We start from the raw sequence: 10980 nt of genomic DNA, 5'->3' as shown, positions 1-10980 counted from the left end.
GACACCCCGACCTACGGTTTTCATGAATTTTTCTTTAGGTTCTATAATGGCTTGAAAATCTCCAAATTCAGACAATTTTTGAAGCTCACCAGCCTCTTTTGCAATCTCATTTAACCCAAGATTAAATAGTACTCCTTTGAGGGCATGAAAATCTTCTATAAGCTCTTTGGTATCTCTCTTCTCAAAATTACTCTCAACTCTTTTAGAGTAGGCTTCAATACTCTCCATAGCTTTATTAAAAAGCCTCTTAGCTGTCTTATCATTAAAACTTTTTTCCAGATGTAATTGTGCAATAGACCTTAAATCATTCTCAATGGTAATATCTTCTATCTGCTCTACCTTATCAGTTTGAAACTCACTATTAATAAGTTTTAGTAACTTACTCTCAATATCAATTCGCTCAAGAGGTTTTTCTATAAAATCATTCATTCCAGACTCTTCAGCTGCAATCTTATCTTCTTTATAGACATTAGCACTCATACAGATAATTGGTATCTCTTTATCAAAAGTTCGTATCTTCCTTGTCGCTTCAAGACCATCCATAACAGGCATTCTCATATCCATTAGTATTGCATCATATCTCTTTTTCTTTACCTTCTCAACAGCGATTTTACCATTTTCGGCTGTATCACACTTGATAGAGAAGAAGTTGTTGAGCATCTCTTTTTCATACTCTCTATTTAGTTCAACATCTTCAACAATGAGTATGTCCAAATTGGAGTAGTCTATCTCCTTCTTATTTTTCAACTCATTAGTATAAAGATCTTCAGCCTCTTTTATAAGCCGTTGATATCTAATTGGTTTGCTAAGAACTTTGTCAAAAATTTGCAGACACTTCTCTCTGTTCTCATCACCAAGGGCAAGTAGTTTTATATTTGGATTTACTCTTTTGAGTGTTCCTGCGATACTTGCTGTACTCTCTTTAAACACATCAATATCAAATATAGCAATATCATAAAACTTACCACTTGCTACCATATGAACCAGTGCTGAGGTTATATTTTCACTCGAAATATCATGATTTTGAAAATTAACACCGAGGTTAATGAACTTTTTGGAGAGATTTTCTACAAACTCACCTCGCTTATGAAACGACATAATACTTGTATTGTTAAGTGCTTTTCCAAGCTCTTTTTTGATACATCTATCCAAAACAAGTGTTACAGAGAAGCTACTTCCTACTCCAGATTCTGACTTGACAGTAATATCTCCACCCATCATCACCGCAAACTGCCGAGAGATAAAGAGTCCGAGACCTGTGCCTTGTGTCTTATCCGTTGATTGGAATGGGTCAAATAGTGTATCTGATATCTCTTCTGGGATACCTCCTCCTGTATCATCTATATTTACAACTACTTTTAGCCTCTTCTCTTTTAACTCCTCCAACTCTTTAATATAGAATCTAATAGAGCCGTCCGTGGTAAACTTAGCAGCGTTTGAGAGTAGATTGATAAAAATCTGTTTTACCCTTTTATCATCTGCTTTTAGTTTATACTCCAACATAGGTATATCCACTATAAAATCTATACTATTAGATAGTTTTGATTTAATCAGATTGGCACAATCATTTAAAATCTCATCAAAATCAATCTCCTTCGGAGAGAGTTCTATTCTATTGTCTCCGAGTTTTGCAACATCCAAGAGGTCAGAGACAAGAGCAAGTAGATGATTTGAACTCTGAACAATACTATATAGATATTTCTTCTGTCGATTATCCAGTTCAGTATCACCTAGAAGCTCACTATATCCCAAAATACCAGTTAGTGGTGTTCTAAGTTCATGACTCACAGAGGCTATAAAGCGTTTCTCATTGCTTAGTGACTCCTCTAACTCCTCATTTACTTTTGTCAAAAGATGAGCAGCAGATAGTCTGTCTCTATTGGCTTTTTTATATCTTTTCTCTAGTTTTTGAGTCTCTTTTTGTAGGTAGTCAATCTTCTGTAGAAGTGAATCTTTTTTATCAAAATTTGGAATTTCCTTTATTGATTCCCTTATATTTTCTATAAGCACCTATCTCTCCTTTTCGCTTAAAAGTGCTGTTACAAATGTCTCATTATGAAATCCATATCCACCTGGGAATGCTCCAATCTCTCCGTAAGCAAAAAAACCAATAAGCGGTGCTTTACTAGCCTTAAAAGCACTCTCTATCTCCTCTATAGCCAACTCACCAAGCACCTGTTTTCTCGAACAGCACGGAAAAACCAGTGCAATATCTGCACTGAACTCACATGAGTCTCCTATTGCATCTGTGATACTCCTACCAACATGCTCGATAATAGATTTACCTGTAGGAGATGAGAGTCTCACTCGTGATTTCTCCTCAACATGTCCAGCAAAAACCAAAGCACCATTCTCCTCATCAAGTTCAAGTACAGCTCTATAGACCACCTGTCCATTTCGCATGGTCACCTCTAGTGGATACTCTATGCCTGTTTGAGGCATATCCTCATTGCTAATATCAAGATAGCTTTTATAGAAGTCAATTGCTGACTTATCGTCTATTTTATAGACAATATTTTTATCTGATTTGGTAACAATCCTCTCTTTGCCTATACCTCGCCATCCAAATGCTCTAGCACCAGTGATATTGACTCTCTCCATATCTATAGCTAGGGCGACAACACCATGATTTGAGAAGTTATCTTTGGAGAATATAAATGTATCTTCAAGTATCAAATCATCAGCAGCAGCTCCACCAAAAACATACTCTATCTCTTTTGATTCTACCCCTTGTGTATAGGCATCATTGTCAAAAGCTAGACCAGAGGTAACAGTTATAATAGCTGGTTTAGAGAATATTTTGTTTGCCCAACTCCCAATCCATTCACCTATCTCATAATATCTATCATGTTCAACCTGTAGAAGTTTAAGTGCAATAGCGGATGGGTTAATATCAAGTAACATACAGACGATACTCTCCTCTGTCTCATTAACCCCATGCTCCTCATCAGCAAAAATTTCACCTGCTGTTGTGGCTCCAAATACTAAAAATTTGTAGGAGTTTAGCTCTACTACTAGTTTTCTAATATTATATTTAGGAGATGCATATATAAAAGCTAAGGAGGGTTCGAAACTCTTTTCAAGAGTAGTATCTATCTTTTTAGTCAAATCTTTTATGGAGTAAGCGTTTATAATTAGACTCTGCATATATTATGGTTCCCCTCTATTTTTTGTAGATGTTTATATATACAGAGTCTAAGTTCTTTAAAGTCAAAAGGTTTAAGAATAAAATTGTTAGCACCTAGCGTATAGAGGTGTCTCATCTCTGATTCATCTGTTGTTATGATAGTAACAGGTATTTTTGAGAGTTCTGCCACACTTTTCATCTTTTTGAGTAACTCCTCTCCATTCATCCTAGGCATATGATAATCTAGTAGAATCATATCAATATTATTTTGTTTTAGTATCTTAAGTGCCTCTAGACCATCACTTGCTTCAATAACTTTTATATTTGGTACTCTTGCTAAAAGAGCTACTATAAGTTGTCTATTAAAAGCATCATCATCAGCAATTAATAGTTTGCAGTCCCCTAAGTTATTCCAGTTCATGACCACTCCTTAATTTAATTTCAGCTTAATTATACCTTAAAGTAATTTAAGTTCAGTTAATTAATCACTGCATTTAAAAATCTATTTTTTACTATTTTCTGATATAGTTATGGAAAATTAGTGAAACGAGAATAGTGAATAGTGAAAAGTGTAGAAGATATTTTTAATTTTAGTGAAACTAGTGATGCGTGTGTGAAGTGTGGTAAGTGTATTCCTGTCTGTACTATTCATCAGATAAATGCAGATGAGGTAAGATCTCCAAGAGGGTTTATAGAGTTATTAGGTCAGTATCAAGCAGGAAATTTAGAGTTAGATAGAAATGCAAAAGATATTTTTGAGAGCTGTTTTCTCTGTACTGCCTGTACCGATGTCTGCCCCAATGATTTGCCTACCGATATGGTGATAGAAGAGGTTCGAGCTGATATAGCAGAGAAGTTTGGAATAGCTTGGTTCAAAAAAGCATTTTTTACACTTCTTCGTCACCGAAAACTGATGGATATTATGATGAAACTTGGTTATACATTTAGAACCTGTGGATTCAAAGATGATACCAAAAGAGGTGGGATGATACCTCGTTTTCCCATGCCTATTATTAAAAGTGGACGACTGCTCCCCTCTCTTGGCAAAACTAGTTTTATGAACAAATACCCAGAAGAGATAACTCATGGTGGCAAGAGACGGGTTGCGATATTTATTGGTTGTTTGGCTAACTATAACTATACAGATATTGGTGATGGACTTATCGAGATACTAGAGGAGATTGGCATAGATGCGTTTATCCCAAAAGACCAACTATGCTGTTCGGCTCCTGCTTATTTTACAGGTGATTTCTATACAGTAGAGACACTTTCCAAAAAAAATATTGAGTATTTTGAAACCTTTATTGATGATGTTGAAGCGATTATTATCCCAGAGGCTACCTGTTCGGCTATGATTAAACATGATTGGGAGATATTTTTTAACAATCATGGTATGGAAGATTGGGCTAAAAGAGCTAAAAAACTGGGTGAGAAAATCTTCATGGCAACCGAATGGCTAGAGCAAAAAACTGACCTCAAAGAGAGACTGGCTAAAAAAGGGAAAACCATCCAAGAGACTATCACCTATCATGATGCATGTCATGCCAAAAAAGTACAAGGTATCCACAAAGAGCCAAGAGCTTTATTATCTCAAAACTATGAGATAAAAGAGATGAGTGAGAGTGATAGATGTTGTGGTTTCGGTGGAGTAACCATGCAGACAGAGAAGTACCATTTTGCAGAACTTGCAGGAAAACCAAAGGCAGCAATGATAGGTGAGACAGGTGCGACGATAGTCAGTGCAGAGTGTTCAGCATGTCGTATGCAGATAAGTAATTCACTGCATCAAGCAGATGTAGATGTGGTATTTAAAAATCCTGTGGAGTTGATTGCTGATGCTTTAAGAAATAACAGTAAATAGAGGGTAAATATAAAGATTATAAGTCTTTCAATAGTATAATAAATCATCATAAATTAAAAAGGAAAAAATAATGAAAAAAAAATTATTGACACTGAGTTTAGGTTTGTCATTGATACTATCTTTGGGTGTAACAACTCTATTGGCAGAAGAGGGAAAACCACTAGATGAGGTTCCTGCAAGAGTTGAGCATACTCCATATACCGTAACTAGGGTTAGTTCTGCTACTACACTTAAAAAACTTGCCAAGCTATATTACGGTGATGCCAATGATTATAAGATAATTCAAAAAGCCAACAAGGGCTTAGGTATGAATGTTCCAAGAAATACAGAGGTCAAGATACCTATAACAGAGAAGTTCAAAGACCAACCTGAACAGTTGGATTGGCAATAATACAGAAAAATATGCTACAATCTGTTACATAGTTTTACTAGGGGTAACAGATGGAAGCAGAAAACAAAGAGGTACAATATCTACCATTCTCTTTTGAGGGAAGTGGAAAAGAGTTTTTTCGTATCTGGATAGTTAATATCGCATTGACTATCCTCACACTAGGCATATATTCAGCATGGGCAAAGGTGCGGACAAATCGTTACTTCTATGCCAATACATATCTAAATGGTTCAAATTTTGAGTACAATGCAGAGCCCAAGCGAATCCTTATAGGTCGGCTAATTGTATTTGGAATTTATGCTATCTTTATAATCTTCTTTGAGTATCTAGTGATGATGGAGGTTGCAGGGGTGATAGCCCTTATTGCGTTTCTCGTAATGCCTTGGTTGATTCGTCAGGCTGTTAGCTTCAAACTTAGAAATACCTCTTATCGCAATGTTCCATTTCGATATACTGGAACTACTTGGAAATTTTATAAATTTTTTATTTTTAACGCTCTTCTTTTTATTATCCTTGCGGGTATAGCTTCATTTGTACCATTTGTGAATATGATAGTTATATTTCTTTTAGTTGGTTATATATATGTAAAGTTCAAAGAGCTACTCATCAACAATTCACACTATGGAGACGGTGATTTCCACTTTAGTGGAGAGGTGGGAGATGTATATAGTATCTATTTTAAGATTACAGGGTGGATGATTTTGATTGGTATTGCAATAGGTGTGGTTGTGGCGATTTTAATACCTGCTATCTTTGGAGGGAGTGGAGCAGAAGAGATAATAACTCTTTCACAAGTTGGAACAGAGAGCGAAGGTGAAGCTGAAATATCTATGATGGATATGTTGATTCCTATGTTGGGTATATTTGCTATCTATCTTCCTCTTATATTTTTTCAAAAAGGTCTAAGTGATGGTTATCATTCAAATTTTGTTCGTGACAATACCACTCTAGACAGAGCAAATCTCAAAGGGATAATGAGTCCTGTAAAGTTAGGTTGGATTTCGCTTACTAATATCTTGGCTATTATCTTCTCTTTGGGTCTACTCTATCCGTGGACAAAAGTTCGTTATATCAAATATAAACTAGAACATACCTATTTTAGATGTGTGGACTATGAACAGTTTGAGTCGCATGGATATGTTCAGGGGTCAACTATTGGGGAAGAGACGGTTGATTTTTTTGATATAGATATTGGGTTGTAGGGTGGTTGCATTTATGCCCACCAAAAAGAAATTTCATAAATCTATCTATGGGCTTAAAAGCACTGCCATTGTCTTTACTAACAATCTTTATTGAGTCTATCATATTTGGCATGAGTTCCAATAAAAATAAAATTGACCACTGTTTTATGCTCTGATAAAAGTATCTTGTATCCTTGTCCTGTTTCTAGTACGGCGATACTTTTTCGGTGTTTGTCTCGTTTGCAACAGATAGAGTGGTAGTAGAGTTGGGTAGCTGTTTTCTCTTTTTTGTAGAGTTCAATTGTTTTTGTTATCTGCTCCTCACTCAACAGAGCTTTTTTAACAAGTTTTCCTTTCTGCTTTAGAAAGGATTTTTCATAACTATACTCCATATTTTCTATCACTCAAATAGAAACCCAATTCAGTTTGTAGATTGACCAAAAGAGTATAAAAACTATCAGCTTTTTCATAATAATCTTTTTTGAGCTGATTTGCAGAGGTCATATTTTGTACATCTTCAAACTCATCTATAAGGTCATCAAGTGCCAAAACAAAATTTTCAATCTGTTCATTGCTTAGTTCCATGTGATAGTAGTATTTTTTTAAATCATCAAAAAAAGTATATGCTTGGGAGAGAAGCAAAAGTTGAGTGATCACGCTTGGATTATCAATATCTTGTGTAATTTCTTGCTTACTACTCTCTAGGTTGTGGATATAGTTTTGCATATTGATTTCATTGTCAAATGGCATAAACATCTCAATCATAATTTCACTCCTAATTTTGGGTTGTTTGTTTTTATTATTTTAGCAAAAAAATATAAAGGTTTAGGAAACAAGGCGTACCTTGTCTCTACTTTTTATAAATTATGGTTGTAATAGCATATTGACATATCCTATCAATTCTATTATAATAAGGAAAAAAATAAGGATAATAATATGACACTTTCAGCACAAAAAGCAGAAAAAATTACGGTTACCATCCCTTATGAACTCAAAGAGCAACTCTATGCACTCAAAAATGAGTTTCAGACAACCATGTCAGCTATATATAAAGAGGCTCTAAAAGCTTATGTGGAACAGAAAGAGATAGAGAGATGGAGAAAAGCTGTAAGTTTGATGGAACAAGAGTACGAAAATAATCCTGAACTAACAGATTGGCTTGATTTTGAGGAGGATTTTTATGACTATAAAACAGTCTGAAATATGGTTGGTTAATCTGAATCCAACAATAGGTACAGAGATAAATAAGACTAGACCTTGCCTTGTGATTGGAGATGATACGATAGGAAAGCTCAAATCTAAAACGGTTTTACCTATTACAGGGTGGAGTGAGACTTATAGTTTCGTTCCTTGGATGGTTAAGTGTGAACCGACAAAAGATAATCATCTAACAAAAGATTCAGCTATTGACACTTTTCAGATTCGTAATCTATCAACAAAAAGATTTATCAAAAAAATAGGAGTGATTGATAGTGAGTTACTGTTTGTGGTTCACTCTATTGTTGCACAAACTTTGTCTGTACGATATAAGCTTGTTGTTGATTAGTTTGAAAGGTTATAGATGTTAATTGAAGCAGTATTGTATGATGGTAAAAGCTCAAAAGAGCATAGTGTTACTATTGAGTTTACCTTTGGACGGCGTGTTAAGATAGACTCTCATGGTATAGATGTCGCATTAGATGATATTGAGGTAGAGTCTCGACTTGGTAATACTCCTCGAGTTTTGGAGTTTCCAGATGGTGTGCGATGCAAGAGTAGAGAGAATGATAAGATAGACCAGATATTGCTAGATTTTAATATTGAGAAGTCTAAAACACACAAGATAGAGAGTTCATGGGGATTAACTTTGGGTTCTGTTTTGGTAACGGTGGGTTTTGTTTGGTTTATGCTGACAACAGGTGCTTCTTATACTGCTCATATTGTAGCCTCTGTACTTCCCCAAAGTACACTTGATGAGGTTAGTGTTATGGCAATGAATGAGTTAGAAGATGAGTATCTATCTCCTACTAAATTATCTGATAAAAATAGAATGATTATCCAAGCACATTTTGACAGCCTCACAAAAGAGGATAGTCGTTACAGCCTTCACTTTAGGTCATCAATCAAAATGGGGGCAAATGCGTTTGCATTGCCATCTGGAGATATTGTTTTGACTGACCAATTGGTTGCTTTGAGTAGGGATGATGAGTTTAGAGATATTCTTGGAGTTTTGGCTCATGAGAAGGGGCATGTGGTGGAGAAGCACTCTCTGCGAATGGCGATAAAAACAGCTCTATCAGGTGCAATTATTGGGTATATGACAGGAGATATATCTATCTTGGTGACAGCTGTTCCAACGGTTCTTATTAGTAGTGGTTATAGTAGAGATTTTGAGAGAGAGGCTGATGCTCATGCGGTCAAAGAGTTGCAGAAGCTAGATGTCTCTACTATCTATATGGCTAACCTCTTTGAGGAGTTAGCAAAGGAGCATGGTATGGATGAAAATAGCTCTATGGTTGGGCTTATAACCTCTCATCCTTTGACACAAGAACGGATTGAATATTTTAAGAGTTTTAATAAATAAAAATTTAATCCACAATCTTAACTAAATTATTAGCATTTTTCCCCTATACTTAAAGAAAAATTTAGGAGATAAAATGAAAATTTTAAAATTTGCAGTTGCTATAGCTATTATAGCTACTCTCTTTGGTGGTTGTACCAAGCAGGTTAAAACAGAGGTTTCAAGTGTACCAGAGGGGTATGAAGACCCTGATAAACTCACAACCTATGAGCTAAATAGAATTAGTGAAAAGATATATATGAACGAGACATCTGGAAATCCTGACCATTTGATGTTTTGGTCTACAAATGAGGTGTTTCCATCGTTAGGTATAGGGCATTTTATCTGGTATCCAAAGGGACAACCAAAGCGATTTGATGAGACTTTTCCTGCTATGATTCAGTACTATATGGATAATAAAATTGAGATACCTGAGTGGTTAAAAAAGCAGAAAGATTTGGGAGCTCCATGGGCTAACAGAGCAACATTTGAGAGAGCTAGAAAAGATAAACAGTTTGTTGAGTTGAAATATCTTCTTATGAATACTAAAAATTTACAGACACAGTTTTTCTTTGATAGGTTAAAAGCTTCTCTTCCTGAGATAGCTGGACATGTATCAAAACAGGATGCAGAGCTTGTTAAGAGAAACTATAATGTAGTTGCACAGAGTCCAGGAGGTTGGTATCCGCTGATTGACTATATTAATTTCAAAGGCAAAGGGATAAAATCTACAGAGAAATATAATGGTCAGGGTTGGGGATTACTTCAAGTTCTACAAACTATGAGACCTGTACAGAAAGGTTCTGCTGCACTTATGGAGTTTTCACGAGCTGCTGATGCTATATTGAAACAGAGAGTTCAAAACTCGCCACCAGAAAACAATGAACGAAAGTGGTTACAAGGGTGGAAAGTGCGTACAGACTCTTACGCTAACTCAATTCTCTAACGGAATCGGAGACTTTAGTCCCGAACATGACGAGGCTAAAGCCCAATGCCGTTGAATTAAGCTTTTTTTGAACCAAATAGTTCGGGTGTAAACACGCCGATTCCGAAAATGCAGATGGCATATAAGGAACCGATGGCTTCAGCCTCGCTAATTCATTGGCATTGGGCTAAAGCCATCGGTTCCAAGTTTTACAAGAAATCTTAATTTTCTAGTCTTAGCTCAAACACATTACTGCCATCTCGGTAGTAATAGTGTAATTTATAGCCGAGTCGTTTTGTAATATTATTTACAATATATAATCCTAGACCAAATCCAATATTTCTCTTCTCCTCTTGCGTAAAAGGTTCAAGATAATACTCTAGTGGATACTCCAAACTTTTACCCTTTGATGATACTTTTATGGATTTGTTATTAGTTATTATCGTTGCATGAGTATCTTCACTATATTTTAGGGCGTTATCTATTAAATTTTTTAGTGCAAGTGATAGCAGTTTGCTATCTGTTATCAATATCTCATTTTGAGTATCTATAGAGAGACTCTCTTTGCTACATAGAAGCAGTGTTATGCTTTCATCTATAATATCATGGATAGAGACTTTTTTGAGTTTTGGTTGAAAATTCTGTGTGGTAAGTCTCTCTATCTTAGCCAACTCATTAATTAGCTCATTCATCCTAGTAAAAGCACGAATAAGTGTCTTTTTGCTATTGCCATCTTCAATCATCTCTATAGCGATACGCCCTTTGGTTATGGGGGTTTTAAGCTCATGCATCATATTACGCATAAAAAGATTTTTGGACTCTAGTAGGGTCTTAATATAGTGAATCGCATCGTCAAAACTTTGGGCTATTTGTCCTATCTCATCATCACTTTTATTTGTAATCTTAATATTTATATTACCTTTTGCAAACTCTGCAATCTGTCTATTGAGCTTTTT

Annotated in this window: 13 protein-coding genes; 7 read left to right on the top strand and 6 right to left on the bottom strand. The window is 35.5% G+C overall.

What is annotated here, in order from left to right; translation table 11 throughout:
* The 3 genes from GSY74_RS03195 to GSY74_RS03185 form a co-directional block, all read right to left on the bottom strand.
* Positions 1-2010, bottom strand: a 2010-nt coding sequence (locus tag GSY74_RS03195; RefSeq protein ID WP_164663667.1) for a response regulator, incomplete at its 3' end; no start/stop codon positions are given.
* Positions 2011-3147, bottom strand: a complete 1137-nt coding sequence (locus tag GSY74_RS03190) for an FIST signal transduction protein (RefSeq protein WP_164663666.1) — start codon at positions 3145-3147, stop codon at positions 2011-2013.
* Positions 3135-3548: a PleD family two-component system response regulator gene (locus tag GSY74_RS03185; protein WP_164663665.1), complete on the bottom strand. Its 414-nt coding sequence runs from the start codon at positions 3546-3548 to the stop codon at positions 3135-3137. The genes GSY74_RS03190 and GSY74_RS03185 overlap by 13 nt, the downstream gene beginning before the upstream one ends.
* A gap of 138 nt (positions 3549-3686) precedes the next feature.
* Between GSY74_RS03185 and GSY74_RS03180 the strand changes: the two genes are divergently transcribed.
* The 3 genes from GSY74_RS03180 to GSY74_RS03170 all read left to right on the top strand — a co-directional run bounded on the left by GSY74_RS03180 (position 3687) and on the right by GSY74_RS03170 (position 6581).
* Positions 3687-4988: a (Fe-S)-binding protein gene (locus GSY74_RS03180; protein WP_164663669.1), complete on the top strand. Its 1302-nt coding sequence runs from the start codon at positions 3687-3689 to the stop codon at positions 4986-4988.
* Positions 4989-5058: 70 nt separating this feature from the next.
* Entirely contained in the window at positions 5059-5379 is a 321-nt protein-coding gene (locus GSY74_RS03175; protein WP_164663664.1) for a hypothetical protein, read from the top strand.
* A 50-nt stretch (positions 5380-5429) separates the two neighbouring features.
* Positions 5430-6581: a YjgN family protein gene (locus GSY74_RS03170; RefSeq protein WP_164663663.1), complete on the top strand. Its 1152-nt coding sequence runs from the start codon at positions 5430-5432 to the stop codon at positions 6579-6581.
* Positions 6582-6658: 77 nt separating this feature from the next.
* On the opposite strand, the gene GSY74_RS03165 is transcribed toward GSY74_RS03170, so the two are convergent.
* Together GSY74_RS03165 and GSY74_RS03160 are read right to left on the bottom strand one after the other, a co-directional pair.
* Entirely contained in the window at positions 6659-6964 is a 306-nt protein-coding gene (locus GSY74_RS03165; RefSeq protein ID WP_164663662.1) for a hypothetical protein, read from the bottom strand.
* The gene (locus GSY74_RS03160) at positions 6942-7325 is read right to left on the bottom strand and encodes a hypothetical protein (RefSeq protein WP_164663661.1); all 384 of its coding nucleotides are present in this window, start codon (positions 7323-7325) and stop codon (positions 6942-6944) included. The genes GSY74_RS03165 and GSY74_RS03160 overlap by 23 nt, the downstream gene beginning before the upstream one ends.
* Positions 7326-7496: 171 nt before the next feature.
* Between GSY74_RS03160 and GSY74_RS03155 the strand changes: the two genes are divergently transcribed.
* The 4 genes from GSY74_RS03155 (at position 7497) to GSY74_RS03140 (ending at position 10045) form a co-directional block, all read left to right on the top strand.
* Positions 7497-7760 carry a hypothetical protein gene (locus GSY74_RS03155; protein ID WP_164663660.1) on the top strand — a complete coding sequence of 88 codons (264 nt, stop codon included), beginning with the start codon at positions 7497-7499 and terminating at the stop codon, positions 7758-7760.
* Positions 7741-8106, top strand: coding sequence for a type II toxin-antitoxin system PemK/MazF family toxin (locus GSY74_RS03150; protein WP_223157448.1), 366 nt, complete (start codon positions 7741-7743; stop codon positions 8104-8106). Before GSY74_RS03155 ends, GSY74_RS03150 begins: the two co-directional genes overlap by 20 nt.
* Before the next feature lie 15 nt (positions 8107-8121).
* The gene (locus GSY74_RS03145; RefSeq protein WP_164663659.1) at positions 8122-9123 is read left to right on the top strand and encodes a M48 family metallopeptidase; all 1002 of its coding nucleotides are present in this window, start codon (positions 8122-8124) and stop codon (positions 9121-9123) included.
* Between the two features lie 73 nt (positions 9124-9196).
* Positions 9197-10045, top strand: a complete 849-nt coding sequence (locus tag GSY74_RS03140) for a hypothetical protein (RefSeq protein ID WP_164663658.1) — start codon at positions 9197-9199, stop codon at positions 10043-10045.
* A gap of 200 nt (positions 10046-10245) precedes the next feature.
* Here the strand turns inward: GSY74_RS03140 and GSY74_RS03135 are convergent.
* A partial coding sequence (locus GSY74_RS03135) for an ArsS family sensor histidine kinase (protein ID WP_164663657.1) occupies positions 10246-10980 on the bottom strand: 735 nt, incomplete at its 5' end.

The organism is Sulfurovum sp. bin170, assembly GCF_010892395.1.
Lineage (GTDB): Bacteria > Campylobacterota > Campylobacteria > Campylobacterales > Sulfurovaceae > UBA1140.
This window is presented reverse-complemented; position numbering and strand designations above follow the sequence as displayed.